18 protein-coding genes are annotated in these 24,016 nt (G+C 48.4%); 5 read left to right on the top strand and 13 right to left on the bottom strand.

What is annotated here, in order from left to right; all coding sequences use genetic code 11:
* Positions 1–748: 748 nt before the first annotated feature.
* Genes ABEH87_RS00675 through rcsB form a run of 3 tightly spaced genes read left to right on the top strand, consistent with a single transcriptional unit; the run spans position 749 to position 5,228 of the window.
* Positions 749–1,903 (top strand): MFS transporter, encoded by a 1,155-nt coding sequence (locus ABEH87_RS00675; protein ID WP_346572998.1) that lies wholly within the window; start codon positions 749–751, stop codon positions 1,901–1,903.
* A 15-nt stretch (positions 1,904–1,918) separates the two neighbouring features.
* Positions 1,919–4,579 carry a phosphotransferase RcsD gene (gene rcsD / locus ABEH87_RS00670; protein WP_346572996.1) on the top strand — a complete coding sequence of 887 codons (2,661 nt, stop codon included), beginning with the start codon at positions 1,919–1,921 and terminating at the stop codon, positions 4,577–4,579.
* Position 4,580: 1 nt separating this feature from the next.
* Positions 4,581–5,228 (top strand): response regulator transcription factor RcsB, encoded by a 648-nt coding sequence (rcsB, locus tag ABEH87_RS00665; protein ID WP_346572994.1) that lies wholly within the window; start codon positions 4,581–4,583, stop codon positions 5,226–5,228.
* A 61-nt stretch (positions 5,229–5,289) separates the two neighbouring features.
* Here the strand turns inward: rcsB and rcsC are convergent, their stop codons facing one another.
* Both rcsC and ABEH87_RS00655 read right to left on the bottom strand, forming a co-directional pair.
* A complete protein-coding gene (gene rcsC, locus ABEH87_RS00660) occupies positions 5,290–8,145 on the bottom strand; it encodes a two-component system sensor histidine kinase RcsC (RefSeq protein ID WP_346572992.1) in 2,856 nt (951 codons plus the stop codon).
* Between the two features lie 105 nt (positions 8,146–8,250).
* Entirely contained in the window at positions 8,251–9,234 is a 984-nt protein-coding gene (locus ABEH87_RS00655; RefSeq protein WP_346572991.1) for an AraC family transcriptional regulator, read from the bottom strand.
* A 76-nt stretch (positions 9,235–9,310) separates the two neighbouring features.
* On the opposite strand from ABEH87_RS00655, the gene ABEH87_RS00650 reads away from it, so the two are divergent.
* Positions 9,311–10,321, top strand: coding sequence for a hypothetical protein (locus ABEH87_RS00650; RefSeq protein ID WP_346572989.1), 1,011 nt, complete (start codon positions 9,311–9,313; stop codon positions 10,319–10,321).
* A gap of 64 nt (positions 10,322–10,385) precedes the next feature.
* Here ABEH87_RS00650 and gyrA read toward each other — a convergent pair whose 3' ends face one another.
* Positions 10,386–13,022, bottom strand: a complete 2,637-nt coding sequence (gene gyrA / locus ABEH87_RS00645; protein ID WP_346572987.1) for a DNA topoisomerase (ATP-hydrolyzing) subunit A — start codon at positions 13,020–13,022, stop codon at positions 10,386–10,388.
* A gap of 190 nt (positions 13,023–13,212) precedes the next feature.
* Between gyrA and ubiG the strand changes: the two genes are divergently transcribed.
* Positions 13,213–13,938, top strand: a complete 726-nt coding sequence (gene ubiG, locus ABEH87_RS00640) for a bifunctional 2-polyprenyl-6-hydroxyphenol methylase/3-demethylubiquinol 3-O-methyltransferase UbiG (RefSeq protein WP_346572985.1) — start codon at positions 13,213–13,215, stop codon at positions 13,936–13,938.
* A gap of 40 nt (positions 13,939–13,978) precedes the next feature.
* Here ubiG and ABEH87_RS00635 read toward each other — a convergent pair whose 3' ends face one another.
* The 10 genes from ABEH87_RS00635 to ABEH87_RS00590 all read right to left on the bottom strand — a co-directional run bounded on the left by ABEH87_RS00635 (position 13,979) and on the right by ABEH87_RS00590 (position 24,015).
* Positions 13,979–14,608 carry a hypothetical protein gene (locus tag ABEH87_RS00635; RefSeq protein WP_346572983.1) on the bottom strand — a complete coding sequence of 210 codons (630 nt, stop codon included), beginning with the start codon at positions 14,606–14,608 and terminating at the stop codon, positions 13,979–13,981.
* Positions 14,605–16,293 (bottom strand): hypothetical protein, encoded by a 1,689-nt coding sequence (locus tag ABEH87_RS00630; protein ID WP_346572981.1) that lies wholly within the window; start codon positions 16,291–16,293, stop codon positions 14,605–14,607. Before ABEH87_RS00630 ends, ABEH87_RS00635 begins: the two co-directional genes overlap by 4 nt.
* A gap of 31 nt (positions 16,294–16,324) precedes the next feature.
* Complete coding sequence (tadF, locus tag ABEH87_RS00625; protein ID WP_346572979.1) at positions 16,325–16,852, bottom strand: tight adherence pilus pseudopilin TadF; 528 nt, start codon at positions 16,850–16,852, stop codon at positions 16,325–16,327.
* Between the two features lie 431 nt (positions 16,853–17,283).
* Complete coding sequence (locus ABEH87_RS00620) at positions 17,284–18,045, bottom strand: hypothetical protein (protein ID WP_346572977.1); 762 nt, start codon at positions 18,043–18,045, stop codon at positions 17,284–17,286.
* Entirely contained in the window at positions 18,042–18,956 is a 915-nt protein-coding gene (locus ABEH87_RS00615; protein WP_346572975.1) for a type II secretion system F family protein, read from the bottom strand. The genes ABEH87_RS00620 and ABEH87_RS00615 overlap by 4 nt, the downstream gene beginning before the upstream one ends.
* Positions 18,953–19,864: a type II secretion system F family protein gene (locus ABEH87_RS00610; protein WP_346572973.1), complete on the bottom strand. Its 912-nt coding sequence runs from the start codon at positions 19,862–19,864 to the stop codon at positions 18,953–18,955. The genes ABEH87_RS00615 and ABEH87_RS00610 overlap by 4 nt, the downstream gene beginning before the upstream one ends.
* On the bottom strand, positions 19,857–21,110 hold the full coding sequence (locus ABEH87_RS00605; RefSeq protein ID WP_346572971.1) for a CpaF family protein: 1,254 nt from the start codon (positions 21,108–21,110) through the stop codon (positions 19,857–19,859). Before ABEH87_RS00605 ends, ABEH87_RS00610 begins: the two co-directional genes overlap by 8 nt.
* A 6-nt stretch (positions 21,111–21,116) precedes the next feature.
* Positions 21,117–22,268, bottom strand: coding sequence for a hypothetical protein (locus tag ABEH87_RS00600; RefSeq protein ID WP_346572969.1), 1,152 nt, complete (start codon positions 22,266–22,268; stop codon positions 21,117–21,119).
* Between the two features lie 3 nt (positions 22,269–22,271).
* Positions 22,272–22,727 (bottom strand): hypothetical protein, encoded by a 456-nt coding sequence (locus ABEH87_RS00595; protein WP_346572967.1) that lies wholly within the window; start codon positions 22,725–22,727, stop codon positions 22,272–22,274.
* Positions 22,714–24,015: a pilus assembly protein N-terminal domain-containing protein gene (locus ABEH87_RS00590; RefSeq protein WP_346572965.1), complete on the bottom strand. Its 1,302-nt coding sequence runs from the start codon at positions 24,013–24,015 to the stop codon at positions 22,714–22,716. Before ABEH87_RS00590 ends, ABEH87_RS00595 begins: the two co-directional genes overlap by 14 nt.
* Position 24,016: the final 1 nt, after the last annotated feature.

The following is a 24,016-nucleotide window of genomic DNA, read 5'->3' as shown; positions in this document are numbered from 1 at the left end:
AAAAAGTGAAAAAAATCTTCACTTTCACCGACATTAAATAAATTTTATTCACGCCAGCGTGTGGCGCTACTTTTCACCTGATGTACAGTCAGGGGGGACTTCCCCTGATAAAAAATGGTTTAAACTGACCTGTGCTGCATTTTTTTTGTTTAATTCCTCACTCACATATAATTAATAAAATAAATGTTTGTTTTGAATAAAATTAATCGTATCGATTCACACCTCTAATCAATGCCGGTAGTTTACTTTAGATAAACTTGTCAATAATTGTTTAAAAATGAAAATCGGTCTCATTAATGATTTGATTTAATTAACAGAAATAAAATTATTTCTGGTTAATAGCTAGTGTTACAAAAGATTAAAAAGAGGGAAAACCAGATAATAACGCTGCGTGAGTGACGCGAAAATTTCATGTTGATCCGTGATGTTCCGCACAGGTACATGGCGGTCAAAAATCCACCAAAGGGGAGAATAAAAACCACAGTGAAACGCTTTTTTTATCAGCGTTACCAGTAATTTGAGTTAAGCGACGCTTTCCATCCGCCACGCCAGGAGTGTTCTGAAAATTTAGCTTTAAGGGATAATTCTGATTATCTGGCGTGTTTTCAGCGGTTATTAAATTTACGCAGGCTGTCACACCGCGCTGGCACTCGCTCTCAGAGAGGGCCAGAGAAAGGGTTTAGCTTCTTTACTGGCACTAAATGTGGTAAAAAATGAGGTTAATAACGCGACAGGCCAAATGGACAAAATGACAACACCGGAAGCACCTGCCTCTGACAGCCAGGCACTGGCTACACAGCGCGCCACGCGTGCCGTGTTTTTAATTGCAGGTATTGGTATGGCGTCGTGGGCCCCTCTGGTTCCCTTTGCAAAATATCGTGCCCAGCTGAGCGATGGCTCCCTCGGTACGCTGCTGCTGTTCCTCGGCTTAGGGTCGCTGATTGCCATGCCGCTAACCGGTATGCTGGTGGGTCGCCTGGGATGTAAGCGCGTGATTGCCAGCGGTAGCCTGCTGTTACTGATCCTGCTCCCCCTGCTGGCAACGCTATCGACACCGGTAACGCTGGCACTGGCGCTGATGGTCTTTGGCGCGGCGATTGGGCTGATTGACGTGGCGATGAATATCCAGGCCGTTGAAGTCGAGAAAACCGCGAATAAAGCCATGATGTCCGGGTTCCACGGTTTCTTCAGCGCAGGAGGCATTGTCGGTGCCGGCTTGGTCAGCGCCGCACTGGCGCTGGGGGCTTCGCCGCTCATTTCGGTGTTAATGATTAATCTGCTGCTGGTCCTGCTGTGGCTAACCTGCCAGCGCCATCTCCTGAATCAGCGTCTGCACCAGCCGGATACTCCGCTGTTCGTGATGCCGCGCGGCTGGGTGCTGTTCCTCGGTGCTCTGTGCTTTATTCTGTTTCTGACAGAGGGTGCTATTCTTGACTGGGGCGCACTGTTTCTGACTCAGCACCGGGATCTGCCTGCCTCACAGGCCGGGCTGGGTTACGCGGTGTTTTCTGTCGCCATGACGATTGGCCGGCTGTTCGGCGACCGCATCGTTCACGCCGCCGGCCGCACGGCTACCCTGTTTTTCGGCTCGCTCGGCGCGGCGGCCGGGCTGGTGCTGGCCGTGGCTGTGCCCGATGCAACCTTTACGCTGATCGGTTTCCTGTTGGTCGGTTTTGGCGCCGCCAATGCGGTGCCGATTATGTTTAGTGCGGCGGGAAAACAGCAGGCGATGCCGGCCAGTCTGGCGATTGCCGCCATGACAACCATTGGTTACGCCGGTATTCTGGCAGGCCCGGCCCTGGTGGGATTTATCTCACAGTGGTCCAGTCTGTCCGTTGCTTTCAGCGCGATTGCTGCGCTGCTTTTGATCGTCGCGGCCAGTGCCCGACTGATTACTCGTTAAACGGGATTTCACCACATGTTGCCCTATAAATTTCCCCTGACCTCTGGCAATGTTACGCGCTTCTTTGTGATGTTCATTCTGGTGCTGCTGCTGGCGTCAGGATTCATGATCCACAATGCGGTCAACGCCTGGCTGACGGAAAAACGCTACGCGATGGCGGACATCACCCATGCGATGCAGAAACGCATCGATGCCTATCGTTTTGCGACCTGGCATATTTACGAAAATCTGGCGGCCAACGCCACCGGTTCACCCGCCAATAGCCTGCAGGAAACCCGACTGCGCCCGGACGTCTATTATCTGGAAAAAACCCGACGCAAAACGGAAGCGCTGATTTTTGGCTCTCACGACAGCGGCACGCTGGATATGACGCTGCGTATGTCAAACTATCTCGACACCACCTGGGGGGCGGAAAACAGCACCTGGTCGATGTATTTCCTGAATGGCCAGGACAACAGCCTGATTCTGGTCTCTACGCTGCCGCTGAAAGACATGGCTTCGCGCTACAAAGAGAGCGCCATTAGCAATATTGTTGAAGCGCGCCGGGCCGAGATGCTGCAGCAGGCCAATGCGCTGGATGAGCGCGAAAGCTTCTCCCCTCTGCGGCGCTTTACCTGGCAGAACGACCACTACTTTACGGTGCGTACCACCTTTAACCAGCCCGGCCATCTGGCGACGGTAGTGGCCTTTGATCTGCCGGTTAACGATATTATTCCCGCCAATATGCCGCTGGAAAATTTCCAGCTGAAGCAGGACACCACGCCGGTGGCCGAAGGGGATGACAGCCAGGACAGCAGCAGCAGTACGCGCATTAACTGGATGAACCCCAATATTGAGATTGCCGGTTCGCTGGCCAGCACGCCGCTGCAGTTGGTCTACCGCGTGCCGGTCACCGGTCTGGTGATTGATACCCTGCGCAATCTGCTGTGGCCACTGCTGGCAAACCTGACGCTGCTGCTGCTGTCGCTGGCGGGACTGTTCCTGCTGCGCCAGCAATCCCTGCGTCCGAGTGAAAACCAGAGCGCCGAGCTGGAATCCCTGCGTCTGCTCAACGAAGAAATTGTCGGCACCCTGCCCGTGGGGCTGCTGGTGTACGACTTCGCTAACAACCGCACCATCATCAGCAACAAGATTGCTGAACATTTGCTGCCGCATCTTAACCTGCAAAAAATCATTAACATGTCCGATCAGCACCAGGGCGTTTTGCAGGCCACGGTAAATAACGAAGTGTACGAGATACGCCATGCGCGCAGTATGATTGCGCCGCATACGCAGCTGTTTATGATGCGTGACCAGGATCGTGAACTGCTGGTTAATAAGAAGCTGCAGAAAGCGCAGCAGGTGCTGAATAAAAATCATCAGTCGCGTCAGCAGTTACTGCAAAACCTGGGCCATGCCCTGCAACGACCGCTGAATGACGTCATCGCCCATTTACATGCGCTGGCAGATGAACAGCCCGCTGAGCAGGTTAACCTGTCGCTGGAAGCCTCACAGAGGCTGAGCCGCCTGGTCGACGACATCGTGCTGCTTAATCAGCTGGAAACGCTTGACTGGGCACCAGATGCCGGAAGCTTTAACCTGCAATCCCTGCTTGATGAGCTGGTGGCTGAACTGCTTCCGGTCATGCGGCGTAAGGGGCTGACCCTGATGATCGCCAATAATCGCAGCAGTGATGAAACTCGTTTTGGCGATCGCCGGGCCATCGGCAAGATCCTCTCCACGCTGCTACATTATGCCGTGACCACCACCACCTGGGGGCGGGTAAGCGTGACGGTGAATGCAACAGAAGACCGCCGCGACCGCCTGTCGATTGAGATTGTCGATACCGGAGCCGGTCTGTCCGCCGACGAGATGTCGAACACCGATTTCCCGTATCTTGGCGAAACCCATCAGGATCGCTACGGTCAGGCTTCCGGCCTGGCCTTTTTCCTGTGCAAACAGCTGTGTAAGCAGCTGGGGGGCCAGCTGGAAATCAGCGCCAGCCCGGATATTGGCACGCGTTACAGCATTCAGCTCCATGCTCCGCTCGAACCTCAGTTAGAGCAGGAAGAAAAGCTACTGGAAGGGGTGAATGCTCTGATTGATATTACGGTTGATGATGTCCGGAAAATCGTTGTTCATCAGCTTGAAGACTGGGGCGCAAACTGTATTACCCCCGATGAGCGCTTCTCCGGTCAGGAACACGATGTGCTGGTCACTGACGAACCTGACCGTTTAACCCCGTGGGCATTGTTGCTGACGGATGACGAACCCGGTTTCAGTCCGTTAACGGCGAATCAGTACCGGGTGAACTTTAATATCAGTAGCGCCATGCAGGATGCATTGCTGACACTGATAGAACAACAGCTGGCCCAGGACGGGCTGGCAGATGAAAATGCTGAACAGTCAGAAACGGTGCCGCTTTTCGCCAGTGGATACTTTCAGCTTTTCGTCGATACAGTACCCGATGATGTCAAGAGACTGTATAATGAGGCCGCAAACAGGGATTATAGTGCGCTTGCTCAGACCGCGCATCGGCTGAAAGGCGTGTTTGCCATGTTAAATTTGCTACCCGGCAAGCAGCTTTGTGAAACGTTAGAACATCACATTGAACAGTGTGACGATTCAAACATTAAAAATACCACCAGTGAAGTTGATACTTATGTCAACGACCTGCTGCAGCAAGGTAACCAATAATATGAATAACCTGAATGTCATTATTGCCGACGATCATCCCATTGTTCTGTTCGGTATTCGTAAGTCACTCGAGCAGATTGAATGGGTCAACGTTGTTGGTGAGTTCGAGGATTCCACAGCTTTAATTAACAGCCTGTCCAAGCTTGATGCGAACGTTCTGGTCACTGACCTGTCGATGCCGGGCGAAAAATATGGCGACGGTATTACGCTGATTAAATACATCAAGCGTCACTACCCCGATCTGTCGATCATTGTTCTCACCATGAACAATAACCCGGCAATCCTCAGCGCCGTACTGGATTTGGATATCGAAGGAATTGTCCTGAAGCAGGGTGCACCAACTGACCTGCCTAAGGCTCTGGCCGCGCTGCAGAAAGGCAAAAAATATACGCCTGACAGCGTTGCCAAACTGCTGGAGAAAATCAGTGCAGGCGGTTACGGTGACAAGCGTCTGTCACCGAAGGAAAGTGAAGTCCTGCGCCTGTTTGCAGAAGGTTTCCTGGTGACCGAGATTGCCAAGAAACTGAACCGCAGTATCAAAACCATCAGCAGCCAGAAAAAATCAGCAATGATGAAACTGGGTGTGGATAACGATATTGCACTGCTTAACTACCTGTCATCTGTCAGCATGTCACCCGTCAAAGAGTAAGTCCGTATTCACATTTGGCGTGACGATGGTGTAGAGGCTGACCTTAGGGTCAGCCTTTATTTTATTCAACGCTTCCCCTGCTCCTGCGCGCCAGCTCCGCATATTGCGTCAGCGTCTGCTGCAACGTATCCATGGTCACCGGCTTCGACAGGCAATTATCCATGCCTGCATCAATACAGCGCTGCTTCTCTTCAGCCAGTGCATTGGCCGTGACGCCCACGACCGGGAAGGTTCTCCCCTGCTCACGCAGACGCCGGGTCAGACCATAACCATCAAGGTTAGGCATGTTGACGTCCGTCAGAACGATATCGATCTCGTTACGAGCGATCACGTTCAGCGCATCAAGACCATCGCGCGCGGTTTTCACCCGGTATCCCAGCGAGCCGAGCTGATCGGAAAGCAACATGCGGTTAATCGGATGATCGTCCACCACCAGGATCAGGATGTCATCGTGGGTGATACTGTTGTCATCTTTCGCCAGCAACGCAGGCAGGCCTTCCGGCTGACCGGCTTCTATTCGCCAGATTCGCGCCAGCAGCGCCGGTAATTCATGCGGCGTCGTGGTGGCACAGACCCACTGTGCTGCCGTGATGTTCTGTGGCGCATCATTATGGCGATGGTCAAAACGCACGGTTGCACGCACGCTCTGCTCCGGCTGGAAATCATGGTCGGTAATAATGATGTCATCGGCTGCGGCGTCGCCTTCATAGCGCTGAACCTGCAGGCCGTGCTGGCGTAACAGGCAGGTGAGGAAGGTGGCCAGCTGTTCGTTGCGCACGGCCAGCCAGCAGCGTTTATCCTGCAGTCCGTCGTGCAGCTCTGCGGGCATCTGGCGACTGTTATATAGCGGAATACGAATAATAAACAGACTCCCCATGCCGGGTTCAGAGTCGACCTCGATATCACCATCCATCATGTTGATCAGTTTTTCACAGATCGCCAGACCCAGTCCGGTCCCCTGGAAATTACGCTGTACCCCGCTTCCCACCTGGAAGAACGGGTCGAACAGGCGCGTCAGCTCTTTCGCCGGGATCCCTACCCCGGTGTCACGCACCCGGAACGCCAGATAGCCATCCTTCACATAGACATGGAGGATAATGCCGCCCGTATGGGTAAATTTGATGGCGTTGTTAAGCAGGTTAGAGATCACCTGCTGCAGGCGCATCGGGTCACCGTCCAGGCTTTGAGGAACGTCGCTGTCAATAAAGCACCACAGCGTCAGACGTTTTTTAACCACCATGGCCAGATAGTTAGAGGTGATGTGCGCCACCACTTCACGCGGGGAAAACTCCGCGGGTTCAATTTTCAGCTGCTCGGATTCAATCTTTGAGAAGTCGAGAATATCGCTGATGATTTTCAGCAGCAGGCTGGAGGAGTTATTCATCGCCGTCACCAGCGACTCCACGCCCTGCGGCAGCGACTTGGTTTGCAGAAGATCGAGGTTACCGATAATCCCGTACAGCGGGGTGCGTAGCTCATGGCTGACGGTGGCAAGAAACATCGATTTAGACTGACTGGCCTGCTCCGCGGCCTGGGCCATCTCCTGCAGTGACTCTTCCATTTTCACGCGTGCGCTGACGTCCACCAGCACGCAGATCGCCACATTTTCATTGCGATAGCGCGAGTGAACAAAGCTGATTTGCAGGTTAGTATTGCTCCCGGTCAGAACATCCACAAAGTTGACCTGCTGGCCGCAGATAATTTCCGTCAGCCGCAGGCGGTCCTCCTGGGTCAGCATCGTGAGATAGTTGTGTGCCAGCTCATTACTGAGGATATTGGTGCCGTCACTGGTGCGCAGAATGCAGATCCCCACTGGCGCGGAAGCCACAATTTTGCGGTTAAACTGTTCGTGTTCCTCCAGCCGGTGTGCATTATCTTCGGCAGGCAAAAACATGCGGCGTTCAAACAGCCACGCCAGGGTAAACAGCACAATGGCGCTGACCAGGTTTAGCAGCAGTGCGTTGATGATCAGAATTTTTAACTGCCCGACCATCATATCCGTCGAAACCGAATACACCACGCTCAGTGAAGAAGGCGGCAGGCTTTTCTTCATGATCAGCTGTTTATAACCCGATACATAGCCAAACCAGGCGGCATCGTCAGGCAGATCGTCCGTTGAGAATTCCGGGCCATTGCGCGCGGAAGAGAGCACGCGCTGGTTATTCTGATCGATCAGAGTCGCCGTCACCGGCAGGCTCCCCGGCAGAACCAGTTCATCCATGCGGATGCCCTGCTCAATGCCGAGCAGCGCCGTCACCTTATTGGCCACATATACCGGGGCGATCATATAGTAATAACCTACGCCCGGCTGTGCCGCAGGCGAAATCCAGAACTGGCTTTTCTTACGCTCGTCATCGTTACTGTTGCGATATTTTAGGATGCGATCGCGCAGTGATTTCAGCGCCCGTTCCCGATCCACCGATACGGTGCCCAGACCGAACTCCGCCAGACAGGAGCTTTCTCCCCCGATAAAGAACACCCGGTTCAGTTCGTAAGCGGAGGCAAAATTTTCTTTCCAGTAGTTGAGGAAGTAACTGAGGGGTTCCAGTGAGTTACGCCAGGTATTACTCATGGCGTTACAGTCTGAATCCGCATACAGCGGATAAAACTGAGGTGCGGTGGCTTTAACCGGAAATACGCCGTTGATGGCGTCCAGCCTGCTGACGGAGGTATTCAGTCGATTTTCAGCAATAAACTTCAGCTCACGGGTGACATCAGCAGAGTGGCGAACATACCACTGGGCCTGATCGTAGCTGGAATTAAACTCCTGACGAACCTGTGACTCTCTTTCGTGCAGAACATTAATAATATAAAACGTGGTCAGCAGCGCACCCAGCGTCCACATCATCAACGCCAGGGCGCGGAACAGATAGCGGGAGATCTTTAACGTCGTGCGGAAAGAGACAAGATATTTCAAGCGTAACCCACTGGCAGCCGTAACGGACAAAAGAAAATCATTGCCGATACAGTAGCGTCAGGAGGGTAAAAAAGCCAGTTATCAGCGCAGTTGCGCCCTGCTATTTCAGTGATTTTCAGCCTGTTCCCAGGCCTCCCTGCGCCACTGAGAGGGGGTTTTGCCCGTTATGCGCAGAAACTCCCGGTTAAAGTTCGATTTGGTCTGAAAACCGACCTCCTCCATGACATCGATGACCGTTTTGTGAGTCAGTGCCAGCCGTTCGCTCGCCTCGCGAATGCGCCAGCCGTTAACATACTGCGAAACACTCTGCTGGTGCAGGCCGTTGATGGCGGCGGAAACCTGTCGTGTCGGTATGCCGGCTTTCCGTGCCAGGCGGGCCAGGTTGAGCTGGGGTTCCCGGTACAGCCCGGCCAGCATCAGTGCATCCAGACGGCTCATGATGGTGTCATCTCCTGAACTGGCTACCCTGACAGCCCTGTTAGCCACAGGGGGGGCGGGATGCACGGTGAGTAACAGCATCAGGCACATCACGCCTGCGATAGCCAGGTTACCCGATAGCAGTAACCACTGGGTCCCCACCGCTGCGGCGAAAACAATCAGTAATGAAATGGTCAAATCCAGCGCGGCAACGGCTATCAGCGTCAGGGCCAGAGACTGCCATCCACGGTGCGTCAGCGGAGTGTCTGCCAGGGCTGTTTGCGTCAGTACATCACTTCCCGGCCTGAGTCGCCGCAGCATCAGCAATGCACAGCCCAGCCAGATTGCAGGCATTAGCCAGTCGATGGCCTGCGGCAAAAACAACACGCAGACGATCATGGTCATCAGTACCAGGATAGTGCTGCGGCATGGCAGCCGTTCGCCCGCCGCCTGCTCCAGCGCCAGGCGGCACATCAGCGGCAGTGCCGCAGCGGTAACCGGCTGCAACCAGCGCCCTGTTCCCGCTGCCGGGAAGGCAATCGTCAGCCCGGCAACCAGGCTGTGCAACAGGCACAGTAATAACAGCAGCCGGAACAGCCGCCCGGCATCCCGACGCTGTACCAACAGCATCACACAGATCAGACTGAGGAAAAAATTAACCGGTATCAGCATAGGACTCTATCGCGATCGAGGACGCCATGCGCCCCTAAAATTCTGATAATAGGCCTTTTATAGCTCAAGAGTGAATATGATGCGTACTATTATTTCTGCCCTGCTGCTGCTGCTCAGTTTTCCCGGCTGGAGTTTTTCCGTGGGTACTCAGCAGGAGACGATCGTCGATGCCCGGACTCAGCGTACACTCACTGTACGTGTCTTCTATCCCACCCACAGCCAGCTGCCTGCTCAGCAGCAGGCGGAGAGCGGCGTCTTTTCCGGCTATCCCGCCATTACGCGAGCCCCCCTTGCAGCAGGCCGTTTTCCGCTCATCGTGTTCAGTCACGGCAGCGGCGGCAATAACGCCAGCCTCGCCTGGCTGGCACTGCCTCTGGTCGCTCAGGGGGCGATTGTGATTGCGGCAAACCATCCGGGCAGTACCACCGGTGACTCTCGCCCCACTACCGACCTGACCTTACAGATCGCCGATCTCTCTTTTATGATCACGCATTACCTTGAGAGCACCCCGTGGCAGCAGGCCATCGATCGGCGAAAAGTCGGTGCGGTGGGCCACTCAAAAGGCGGCTACAGCGTGCTGGCGCTGGCGGGTGGCAGGGTGAGCCGTGAGCGGCTGAACCACTACTGCCAGACCATGCCGCAGATGCCGGACTGCCAGTTTTACCGGCGCAACGGCGTCCAGCTGGAAAATACCGATAACACCCGGCTGGCCGCCAGCTATCGCGATCCCAGAGTGAAGTTTGTGGTGGCGCTCGATCCGGGCATGAGCTATGTCCTGACCCGCAGCAGCCTGGAGGCTATCCATATTCCGCTGCTGACCATTGCCGCAGGCTACTTTATTCATGCCAGCGGCACGATGAACCTGGGGGTCGACAAACTGAAGCTGCCGCTGCTGACGCTAGCTGACGCCGGGCACTTTGATTTTCTGCCTTTATGCCAGCCTGCGGCGGCGGGAATACTGGCAGAGGAAGGCGAAGCATTTATTTGTGAAACGCCGCGCGCTCAGAGGGAGAAGATCCACCAGCAGACGATCGCGGCCATCAGCCAGTTTATGCAGCGCAACGGCTTTCTGAACGCCCCGCGCTGAGCTGAATTTCAGGCAAAAAAAAGCCGGTTCGTCATGAACCGGCTTTCTCATCAGCGACTAACGATTATTCGTCATCAGCCTCTGGCGCATCGTCGTCATTTTCCACTTCCGGGGCAATATCATCATCCCCTTCCGCTACGCTGCCGTCGATAGCATCCAGCTCTTCTTCCGCTACCGGTTCGGCCACACGTTGCAGACCCACGACGTTTTCGTCCTCAGCGGTACGGATCAGGATAACACCCTGGGTGTTACGCCCCACCACGCTGACTTCCGATACGCGGGTACGCACCAGCGTACCGGCATCAGTGATCATCATGATCTGATCGCTGTCGACCACCTGTACGGCACCAATCACCGGGCCGTTGCGTTCGGTCACTTTAATCGAGATCACACCCTGCGTCGCACGCGACTTGGTTGGATACTCGGTATTAGCCGTACGCTTACCGTAGCCGTTCTGGGTAACGGTCAGAATGGCACCCTCATCACGCGGCACAATCAGTGACACTACGCGGTCGCCTTCTGCCAGCTTGATACCGCGCACGCCGGAAGCGGTTCGGCCCATGGCGCGTACCGCCGTCTCGGCAAAGCGTACTACTTTACCGGCAGCAGAGAACAGCATGGCTTCGTCGCCACCGTTAGTCAGCGACACGCCGATCAGTTCATCGTCATCACGCAGATTGACGGCAATAATACCGGCGCTGCGCGGGCGGCTGAACTCTTTCAGGGCGGTTTTCTTCACGGTGCCGCTCGCGGTCGCCATAAAGATATTCCAACCGTCTGCGTACTCGCGTACCGGCAGGATCGCCGTGATACGCTCGTTGGCTTCCAGCGGCAGCAGGTTGACAATAGGACGGCCGCGGGCACCACGGCTGGCTTCCGGCAGCTGATACACTTTCATCCAGTACAGACGACCCCGGCTTGAGAAGCACAGGATGGTGTCATGGGTGTTGGCGACCAGCAGGCGGTCAATAAAGTCTTCTTCTTTGATACGTGCTGCCGACTTCCCTTTGCCCCCACGACGCTGCGCTTCGTAATCAGTCAGTGGCTGATACTTGACGTAGCCCTGGTGAGACAGGGTAACCACCACATCTTCCTGATTGATCAGGTCTTCGATGTTGATGTCGGCGCTGTTTGCGGTAATTTCGGTGCGACGCTTATCGCCGAACTGATCGCGGATCAGCTCCAGCTCTTCGCGGATCACTTCCATCAGGCGCTCAGAGCTGGCCAGAATACGCAGCAGTTCTGCAATCTGCTCCAGCAGCTCTTTGTACTCGTCGAGCAGTTTTTCATGCTCAAGGCCGGTCAGTTTCTGCAGGCGTAAATCCAGGATGGCCTGAGCCTGCTGCTCGGTCAGATAGTACTGACCATCGCGGATGCCGAACTCATCTTCCAGCCACTCAGGGCGGGCAGCGTCGTCACCGGCACGTTCCAGCATTGCCGACACGTTGCCCAGCGCCCACGGACGCGCGATCAGGCCCGCTTTGGCTTCGGACGGAGATGCAGCATGGCGGATTAGCTCGATAATCGGATCGATGTTCGCCAGCGCCACCGCCAGTGCTTCAAGAATATGCGCACGGTCACGCGCTTTGCGCAGTTCGAAAATGGTACGGCGGGTGATCACTTCACGGCGGTGACGCACGAAGGCTTCAAGGATATCCTTCAGCGGCATGATCTTCGGCTGACCCTGATGCAGAGCCACCATGTTGATACCGAAAGAGGTCTGCAACTGGGTCAGGGAGTAGAGATTATTCAGTACCACTTCGCCGACCGCATCGCGCTTCACTTCGATCACGATGCGCATACCGTCTTTGTCAGACTCATCGCGCAGTGCGCTGATGCCTTCCAGACGTTTCTCTTTCACCAGCTCAGCAATTTTCTCAATCAGGCGTGCTTTGTTCACCTGATAAGGAATCTCATGCACGATGATGGTTTCGCGACCGGTTTTAGCGTCGACTTCCACTTCGCCACGGGCGCGGATATAAATTTTACCCCGGCCGGTGCGATAGGCTTCTTCGATGCCACGACGACCGTTGATGATAGCAGCAGTGGGGAAGTCCGGGCCCGGGATGTGCTCCATCAGGCCTTCAACGGTAATGTTCTCGTCTTCAATATAAGCCAGACAGCCGTTGATCACTTCAACCAGGTTGTGCGGCGGAATATTCGTCGCCATACCGACTGCAATTCCTGAGGAGCCGTTAATCAGCAGGTTCGGTACCCGCGTTGGCATCACTTCCGGGATTTGCTCGGTGCCATCATAGTTTGGCACAAAGTCGACGGTATCTTTTTCCAGGTCCGCTAACAGTTCGTGAGCGATTTTGGACATGCGTACTTCGGTGTAACGCATTGCCGCAGCGGAGTCGCCGTCGACGGAGCCGAAGTTACCCTGACCATCGACCAGCATGTAGCGCAGCGAGAACGGCTGCGCCATACGGACGATAGTGTCATACACGGCGGTGTCGCCATGAGGGTGATATTTACCGATAACGTCGCCGACAACACGGGCGGATTTTTTATAAGCTTTGTTCCAGTCGTTACCGAGCACGTTCATAGCGTAAAGCACGCGGCGGTGAACCGGCTTTAAGCCATCACGGACATCTGGCAGCGCACGGCCAACGATGACCGACATTGCGTAATCCAGATAGGAGTTTTTCAACTCTTCTTCGATATTGACCGGTGTAATTTCGCGGGCGAGGTCGCTCATGGACGCGCTTTCCTTACTGTTATTCCCGGATTCAAAGGTGCGAAAGTATATCACATTGCGTCCAGGTGTTGAATGGAAAGCATCGCTTTGGCCGCTTTATTGCATTCTCTTTTTCCCCGGACGGCAACCTTGCCTCCCTGGGGGAGTAACCATGTATACTGCGTCAAACTTTGGCTGGAGTAATAACCCAATGAAAGCAGAACAAAACGCGGGCGCGCAGAACGTGGACCACAGTGAAATTGCTAAATTTGAAGCCGTAGCTTCACGCTGGTGGGATCTGGAAGGTGAATTTAAACCCCTGCACCGGATTAATCCCCTGCGCCTGGGCTGGATTGCTCAGCACGCTGACGGGCTGTTTGGCAAGAAGGTGCTGGATGTTGGCTGCGGTGGCGGCATTCTGGCAGAGAGCATGGCTCGTGAAGGCGCTAACGTGACGGGTCTGGACATGGGCGCAGAACCGCTGGAAGTGGCACGTCTGCACGCGCTGGAGAGCGCAGTCACCATTGACTACGTCCAGCAGACGGTTGAAGAACACGCTGAACAGTTTGCCGGCCAGTACGATGTGGTGACCTGCATGGAAATGCTGGAACATGTCCCGGATCCGCGTTCAGTGGTACATGCCTGCGCGCGCCTGGTGAAACCCGGTGGTCAGGTATTCTTCTCTACCCTTAATCGCAACAGCAAATCATGGCTGATGGCGATTATCGGCGCAGAATATGTATTGCGCATGGTGCCGCGCGGCACCCACGATATCAAAAAGTTTATACGCCCGGCAGAACTGCTGAACTGGGTGGATGAAACATCGCTGCGTGAACGTCATATGATTGGTCTGCACTATAACCCGGTGACCAACCACTTTAAGCTGGCACCGGGTGTTGACGTTAACTATATGATCCACACGCAGGCAGCAGAGTAAGGTGACTCTCCTCCGATGGCACACCGCCATCGGACGCCGACTAACGCACAGACATCCCGACAGGATAAGAAAAAGCGTAAATATCCACACGACGGTTATTGCGCCCTGTTACTGCTTTTTCCTGCGGGGTTTGACGGTCGCCCAGAGCAATAATGGCGCTGGAGACATCTTTAGCAAAATGGGTCAGTGCATTTCGCGCCCTGCGGAAAGACAAATCCAGGTTGGGGCGGGATTGACCGGTACTGTCTGCCCTGCCCACCATCACCAGACCGCGATAAGAACCGGCGTACAGGGCCTGTTTTATACGTAGCGTATTCCCGCTCTCAATCACGTCACTTCCGCGCTCAAAATAAACCGTACCGATGTAGGTCATCTTTAGCGAAAGGTGCCTCAGTATCAAGTCATCCAAATTTGCCGTATTGCCTGAAACAGACACACGACATAACTGCAGTTTTAAGTCGCCAAGTTGGCGGAATACATGGCGCATCGAGGAGTCCCGCCCCCCTGCCCCACGGATAACATTGCCGTTAAAGTAAAATAACTGTTTTTTTTCTACCGTGGGGCCGGATGAATTGAACTGTATTTTACATTCCAGTTCAGCGGGAAGAGTGACCATAGCCGAATGACCACAATGGGCGAGCAACAGCAGAGATAATACAAACATCTTCATGGCTGCGCATCCCTTGAAGTCGATTCCTGTGAGATCAGATAAAGCAATCGAGCTTCAATCGTGTCAGAGATACTTTGACCAGGGGTTGGCTTAATATCGTCAAGTACGATATAACCGGCATCATCCTTCTGTGGTGTTGCACACTGCAGATCAAGAAACTTTTTCTTAGCTTCCTGGTCGGGTACTATAAAAACAATTTTTATGGCATTTCTTTTGTACCATGATGATTGAATAGCAGCACAGCTGTTCTGGATAGCCTGCAATTCAGCTTGCGCTGCATCGCTATTACCCTTACCTCCCAGACTCTCTTTCTTATCTGATGCGAAAACTAAAATAAGACTCCTTCTGTTTGTACCCGAAGAGTTATTCGCCATTCTCCCAGCCCAGAGAATACCTTCAAGAGATTTTAATTTCTTATTATCAAAGGGGATAGACAATATGGTGTCTTTTATAAGGTTATAATCATGGCTATCGTTGACTACCGGAACTGAAGGGCAGGTATCAGTATAAGTATCAGCAAAAAAACCCACTGTCTTGACGGCAAGATCGCTTAGACTATCAGGTGCTGATGTCACATCACTGGCAGAATGACTGAAATCTTCGCGACTAATTGAATAGCCATTGCTGTTTGCAAAAACATCGTTATAGTCTTCGAGCAGTGGATAGTTATCTTCATGAATATTGTAATGGTTGGCCAGAGGAAGATATTTTTCGTATTGTTCACTTTGCATCATACTGTCAACCTTGGATTGCTGGCCCGGTATCTCTTTATTTAACTTATCGATAGCAGCTTTACTCTGCACAATTTTAATATTAGCATCATTATTATTACGGCCTAATTGGGCGAGAGAAACTGAGATGCTGTTATATTGAGGTGTACCAGGCGTTGCATTCGCCAACTGCGCTCGTAAACTTTCGAGGTTTTTTTCGTTTTCTCTAACAATATTACCAACCCATGTGACATCGAGCTCAGCTTCGCGAAGTTTATGTATCATGCGTTTTAAGATTTCTTCTTCATAGTAGAAATTCTCCCACCATTTAAAACTAAATTTATCCCCTCTTGATATGCCTGTGTAACAATAGTAGTCCAAGTTAACACGAAATGAATAAGGTATAATGCTAACGCGACTACCATATGCATTATAGAATAACTTCGTTACCATTTGAATTAAGGGTTGACGAACAAGATTAACATTATTTTTATTTTCTGGTGTGTTTTCAATGGCAATGATAACATTTATCGGCTTAATAAGCTTTATAGACCGATCGTAAGTATTGATGTTAACATTTCTGTCGTTTCCTATAGATTCATTGATATCTGCAAAAGGTACCTCGACTGATTTGCTTGTCGAGGCTGAATTCCTTATCGGGGTGATAGAATGAATATTAGCACTTGAAGAAACGATTTCTTTTAAATTCAAAAAATCAATTTTTGACGTGAACTGATAGCTGGCAGTGCTATCCTCGGCACTTACGGCAGACAGGATTTTATTGGCATTGTCATCATTCAATCCTTCACCGATAAGTGACACTCTCGTGAGTGCATCAGCATTAGAAATCTGACGTGATTTTTCTAATACCGAATACGATATGTTATCAACCCAAAATACACATATAAGCACTATTGCGCCACCGATAGCAAAAAAGGGTGTGACGCTTCCTTTCTCAGAGTACAGAAAACTCATTCCATTGCCTCATCTTTGAACATATTTAAATTTAGTGATAATGCCCCGGTTCAATGGCCGATTCGCTAACAACCCCAATGTCGTCATCAATAAAACCAGTAAAGGTTTTTAAGCAGACCGTTACTCGATAGACGCCATTCATTCTTCCATAAGAGGTCACAATGTTGATGCCATAACTGTTAAGTGGCTTATTGATACGACAGACCGGATCCTGGGAATCCAGCTCTACTTTTTTATAACTCCCCGTTGCATAGGCTGTAGACTCAACAATGATAGTAATATTATTATTTTTAAAATCTGGATAAAATCTTTCTATCATACTACTAAGTTTTTCCATATCCTGATCGCTGAGATCCTCACTGTCAAACAGGATATTTCTTTGAGAGATCACCGAAACAACCTGCGAAGCCAGTTTGAAAGCATTAAGGTGCAGCGTAATCAGAACTGATTGATAAATGACAAAAGACAGAACAAATGAAAAAAAAATGCATATAAATGTCGTCTCTATAGCGATGGCACCACGCTCATCATCGATCAGCTTTTCAATTGTAGTAATCATTTATTAAAAAAACCTCTCGTTTAATGTCTACCGGCAGCGATAACAGAGAGGTAAACACAGGATTAGTGTACTTTCTCGTTACCGTGTAAGTGAAATTGACTATCTTGTCATACCTGCCACATGAGGTGGTTTGTTTTAAGTCGAGGTTGTTGTAGCAATGTATACGGACGTCAGTGTAAGCCAGCGAACTAAAATAGTTACTGGCATTGTCTTGTTCAAGCTGCCCGGCAAACTGACTGCGTAACTCGGTATACCGGGTATTTAACATAGAAACGTCCATCCGATGGATGGCGATCTGCTCATTATAGGTAATCATTGCAATATCAGTTTGAAACTTTAACGTTTCATAAATAAAAAAGAACAAAAACATAATAATAGAGATACATAACGTCGCCTCTATCGTCGCAACACCGCTTTCCTCTTTGAGGAGCTTATATATTCTTGACATTGTGGATAGCTTTTAATTCGTCAATAACGGTTAAGGCTTCAGCCTGCGGATATCTGCGGGTTAATAGCTTGAAGGCCTGTCCTTCATCACCCTGACTGATTAAAGCCATCACTAAGTTAGACAGCATGGTATCAGAGTGAGAATCATTATAGCCACGATAGAGTAAAGAGATATCACCGCTGGCGTTTGCATTGCTGCGCATATATTGCGCAATAGATAAATTATCGCTAACAGATAAGTCACCTGGCAAGTATTTACCTGCTGTACCGAGCAGTTCAATACACTGGTCAAATAAGTTTTTCTTACAGTATGCAATAGCAAGATAAGTGAGAACCTTGCCATACTGCTGATGAGTCAATTCCTTATTCTTATTCAGCTTATTAAGGACATTAAAATGGGTCGTCACTGAAGAGAAATCACTCAATTTAAGATCGTTCCTCATCAGCTCCATAGTGAGCTTTATAAAATTGTCGGTATCTTTACTTTCGTCGATATGCATAGACGAAAGTATAGATTTTTGCAAATCGTATTTACCCTGCTGATAATATATATCCGCAAGTCCGAAATTGAGGTCAATATTCTCTGGGTCTTTTTTTAATCGTTTCATCATAATAGACTGAGCTTTATTTGTTGCACCCATCTGCAACGAAAGCTTGAGTTTGTCTTTATCAGGAATAGACTGGTCATCATGAGATGAACACGAGCAGATAAGCATAATACCCACAAGCATCAGCAAGCGTTTCATTTTGTCAGTATCTCCAGTGACATGTTTTGCATTGCACGTAACAATCCGGGTGCAATGATCTCAACAATGATAGGAAACATAATGAACAAAATAAGTGGAATACCCATTTTCGCATTGACCTTCCCTATCTTTTCTTCTGTTTCCATGAAATGGAACATCCTTATTTCTCTTGCAAGATCCTGAAAGCTTGAATGCATTCCTGCGCCATATTGGGCTGAGTTCTTCACTGTTGAGATAAAATCATTAACTTCGCTTAAATTTATCTTTTCCTGCAACTTCACACAGGCGAAGTCAAGGTTGTTATGTTTTAAATCTCGTGAAAATTGGATCATCTGATATGACAGCAGTGTAGAGAACTTATGTAATATCGGTTCAACCGCATCCAGTGACGCAGTCAGCGTCATCCCTGTTCGTATACACGTTGCCGTCAGGTCGAGAAAATAAATAAAATTTCGTCGAAATTCCTGTAGCTGTTTCTTAGCTCGTTTTTCCAGAAATAACTTACTGCCGATATAAAATATGGCCAGAGATGCAGGAATAAAAACGACACTACACCCATCGACAAACACCAGATAAAGCGTCACCCCGGTAAAAATAAAAAAAGTACACAATAGCAAAAGATAATATATGATTGCGGATTCATCGCGATAAAAACCAGCATCAATAACTAATTTATGATATTTTTTGTTTTTTAAATAAGCATTAAGAAAAATCAGCATTTTGCTTTTGATAATAAAGAAACACTCCCGCAATTTAACGCGAATACTGAGATAGTCATTTAATTTATTATAATCCGAGACGATAAAGTAGAACTTATCGTAATACTCCTCTTCTTTCTTGTGTTTTAGTGTCATCATTAAAAATGCTATCGCACCAAAAAGAAAGCATAAGATCGAAAGTACGTAAATCATAATTCAACCTCTCTGATCATTTTCGATATAATGACAAAACCAACGGTGACACTGATAACAGCATAGATAACAACAATACGGCCATAATAGGCGTCAAACAAATACAGAAAATTTTCTCGTGAAAAAGAATATAACACTCCCAGCATAATTAACGGCAAAAATGCCAAAATTTTCGCTGCTCCACGCGCTTCTGAAGTTAATGCTTTAGTCTTTTTCTTTATGACCTGCGCTGAGATTAAGTCATCAGCCAGAGAGAGTAATGTATCCTTCAGGCTCCCGCCTTTTTTAACCGACACTTTTATGTAAGAGCTAAACACAAAGTATCCTTTATAAGGATATAACTTTTCACCTTTGTCTAACACCTGTTCAAATGTTGCACCATTTCTAAGCTGGTCGGAAATCCGCTGAAATTCTTTTTGCATGATGCCATGAATATTCTGAGCCGCCGCGTCTATCGCTGCATAGATAGTTTGTCCAACAGCCATATTTCGACTAATCATTCTCAGCGCGGAGGGGAAGTTACTCTCAAAGTAATCACTAAACATTAAATTGAACTGACTGATAACGAAATATATCCACAACGCGATCAGGCAAACAATGCCAAAAAATGAGATAATGACTGATAATTCAAATGTGAGTGAACAAAACGTCCAAAAGGACAAATAGAATAATAGTACCGCCACAGAAGAAACTATATTTTTAACACCAAGGATGAAGACGAAGTCTTGATCGAGCAGACGGCTGAAAAGCGTAAAGGTTGTTTTTTTCTTATGGTCAGTAACTTTAATATCCTGATTAATAACAACGATGTAACTCATTAACTTTTTCTTTTCTACCGAAACTTGATACTTTTTATAAAGCAACATGAGTAGACTAAAGAAAATAATTACGCTCAGGATTTTAATCATTGAGCACACCTTTGAATTCAGCTAGTAATCCCATAAATGATGCCTTTTCTTCCAGAAGAGAATAGGACACATCCTGCTTAAATTCATAGTGATAAGTACCATCTGAATTTTTAATATTATCCAGATAGAAAATATTCTGACTCTGGATCACCTCCCCTTCAAGAGAACCAATTTCAGTAATCGCCGTAATTTTCCTTTCGCCGCTTGGCAAACGCGCACACTGAATAATGATATCAATGGCCTGTGAGATCTGGCCACGTACCGTTGCCTGGCTAAAGTTAGCGTTCGTCATCGACAACATGCTTTCCAGACGCACCAGCGCATCTTTAGGTGTATTGGCATGGATGGTAGAAAGCGATCCTTCGTGGCCGGTATTCATTGCCTGCAGCATTTCAAACGTTTCATCACCGCGACACTCACCGATGATAATGCGATCCGGACGCATACGCAGCGCGTTGATCACCAGATGCCGGATACTCACTTCCCCGCCACCATCAACACCTTGTGGCCGAGATTCGAGGCGAACAACATGGTCTTTCTGTAACTGAAGTTCTGCGGCATCTTCGATGGTCACAATACGGTCACCGTCACCAATTTCATTAGAAATAGCATTCAATAATGTTGTTTTGCCCGAACCAGTCCCCCCTGAAATGATGATGTTTGCTTTAGCGCGTACCATCAAACTCAGGTAATGTGCCATTCTCTCCGTCATTGAGCCAAAATTTATCAGATCGACAAGGTCGAGCTTGTCCTCTTTGAATTTACGAATCGAAATCGTACATCCATCCAGAGCAACAGGCGGAATGATAATATTTACACGGCTTCCGTCCGGTAAACGGGCATCGACCATAGGAGAGCTTTCATCAACACGTCTGCCAATAGGTGCCACAATACGTTGTGCTACTCTTAAAATTTGTTCATTTGATTTGAAGTTAACCTCCTGCCTGATGAGCTTACCTGCACGTTCGATATAGATCGAATTGCATCCATTAACCATAATATCATTGACGGTAGGATCGATAAGTAAGTCTTCGATGGGGCCAAACCCATGAATATCATCATAATAACTTTTTGTTAACTCTTCAATTTTCCTTCTGCTAAGAATAATATTTTCACGGTCAAGCACAGTGACTAAAAGACGTTCAATATTATTCATTGCCTCATCAATATCTATATTAGCTTGCTCATCAGTATCAATGCTATCCAACAGATATCCGCGAATCCTTTCATAGAGTTCAATATTCATTGTCACTTACCTGATAATACAATCAATGATGTTTTCACTTTCTTTAGATTTATTGAATAAGCTAGCCAGCTTTTCTGGTAGTTTAGAACCCGAAGAATAATCTATCTCGATCTGTAGTTTCTGTACTATCTCACTATCAGTGATATTATTGACACTTAATACTTTCGAGGTATTTGTTGGCCTAATCGAGATAAGTTTGTCCCTTTTCTTACTCTCTCTTTCATTTTTAAATGAAATGCTATTTTTCAGATAGTTTATATTATAAACAGATTCTATTCTGCCATTAGTCATCAGAACCCGGATATCGCTGTTTTTAAGCATGGACAGAGCCACAGGAAAAGCAATAAGATAATACGGCAAGTTCAGAAAAATGAATCCATAGGCATTGCTGACAGAGTCTACTATATTAGATATACGCTGAAGCAAATAGTTGGCATCATTCATTTTAACGTTATCCGCCATTACATTGAATGACAGATAGTCAAGCTGCTCACGAATATGAGAAATCAGTTTTAATGATGATTCAGTATCAATTTCACTGTCAATATTGAGTGCCAGCGCTGTCGCTTTCTCGTTTGCTTTCACACCCAGTGTCGCATCGTAATAAATATTACTAATATCACAGTTTATAAACAGCGCTGAGTAACCTTTCATCGTTTTACTGCTAAGCAGGTCGTTGAAGGTACGATAACTCACCTCAGCATCCGGTGAGGTATTACATAACCCAACGACTAATGATGTTCTGGAGCGCTCATAGCCAAAATACTTTACAATTTCCGATATGAGATACTTTATTTCGTTATTACGAACAAAATAGTTACTAAACCCATTGTCTCTGGCAGTACACACGGCTCCGATAGAATCTTCGAAGCCAATCAACATTGCCGGATAACGGCCGCGCAATATTTTAGCAATCTCAATCGTTTCGCTTTCACTGTAGGCCGCACCATCGATAACAAAATAGGTTTTAGACCCAGGAATGTCATTAACCGTGTCCAGCAGTTCACCGACATTAAGATAATTATTTATCACCTCGACACCATATAATGATAAGGATTCGGTGATTCGCGTAAAATCGCTGGGTGTTTTAGTCAAAAAGTAGACTTTTTCTCTTTTTTTTACACCATCGCTTTTTCTTTTGATTTTATCTAGGAACACTTTTTACATCCTGATTTCGTTATCATTCACTGTTATTGGGCAAATTATTGCATCTTCATACTCTTTCATTTCCTGGTATGTGGCCTTGTACCAGTCATAATCATCGACCGCAAATTGATAACATGCCCCACCTGCCTGATGTTTATTTTCAACGAGTACAGTCACATGCACGTTTTTGTTCTGTAAGAACCGTAGCGTCGAATTAACTTCATATTTTAGAAATAAACTTTCTTTTAACTTTTTAGCTTCCTGATAGTTGTTATTATTATATACAACAATAACTTCACCAACTCGATCATGGCTATTTTTGGCGATAATTTCATTGAGCTTTTGCATCTGTACTTCACCAGGTGCAGTTTTAAAGCCGACGATGTAATACTCTTTACCATGGTGGAATACATCAACACATCCCATAGAGGTAAAGATCACAAAGGCCAAAAACAATTTATTCAATGACATAATCAGCCTCTTTAATCACATCATGAGTAACCTCGCTCATGTCTTGCTTTAAATTAAAAAAGACTTCCCAGGGACTACTAAATTTTACATACGGTAATCGAATATTTTCGCCCTGAGACGGCTGTACGTACTCCACTGTCGCGAAAATAACCAGCTCGCTCCTCCCTGTCTGAAAACCGGCTGACTTGAACAGAGCGCCAAGCACAGGAATATCAGCCAATCCCGGTATTTTATTCACGGACTGGGTCTGGTTATTATCAATCAACCCGGCTAAGACAAATGTCTCTCCATCTTTCATTTTTACAGAGGTTTTCACCTCACGCGTTTTGATGGTCGGTAACTCTGTATTTTCATAGCGGTAGTAGCCCGCAATTTGCGATGACTCTACGCTGACATCCATGCTTATACTGGAATCTGCATTGATAACAGGAGTGAAATTCAGTAAAACACCGTAATCCTTCCACTCGACGTTACTGCCGTTCTGATTCTGCTGGAAGATGGGAATTTCACCACCTCCATGGAAACTTGCTGATTTACCATTAGTCACGGTCAGACTTGGCGTCGTCAGTACATTAGCCAGATTGTTTTTGGCCAGTGCATTAATTGCAACGCCTAATGAGTCAAAACCAAATCCCTTAACCAGTCCGGTATAAATCCCGCCATTAACGGTGAGGTTGCCACCGTCGACGCCCCCGACACTGCTTCCTCCACCGCCGCCAGAATCATTATTTTTTATCTGTCCCCAATCAATCCCCAGATCGTCAGTAACTGTTTTTGATACTTCTGCCACGGTGACACGAATCTTAATCTGTTGATTTTTTTGAATATCAACAGAATAATGAATCTTTTCCGGATCAACATACTGGTCCAGCAATTCCTTAATTTCATCCAGGGTATCATTATCTTCTACACTGCCGCTGACCAACAGGTTTTTACCCATATCAATGGCTCTGACATATTTATATCCTGAGCTCACCAGCAGGGTGTTTATTGCGGTGGCACTATTACGCAAATCATTGACTCTTATTTTTAATATCTTTCTCTGGCCCTTTATGCCTGTAATGTTGATGTTAGTATCGCCCTCTTTTTTTCCAAATATATAAATACTGTTGTCTTCACCCATACGAAAATCAGCAACTTCGGGTGAACCGACCACCACTCTCTTTATGGGGAAATCAACGTTAAACTCCTGTGACATATTGACATCAATATCAATCGCATATGTTGAGAATGACAGGAGCATCAACGTCACCACGGAGTAGAATGCGTGCCTGAATGAGATCATCATT

It is taken from the genome of Erwinia sp. Eh17-17 (assembly GCF_039675725.1).
GTDB lineage: Bacteria > Pseudomonadota > Gammaproteobacteria > Enterobacterales > Enterobacteriaceae > Erwinia.
The sequence above is the reverse complement of the archived record's forward strand: the minus strand, read 5'-3'. Positions and strand labels throughout refer to the sequence as shown.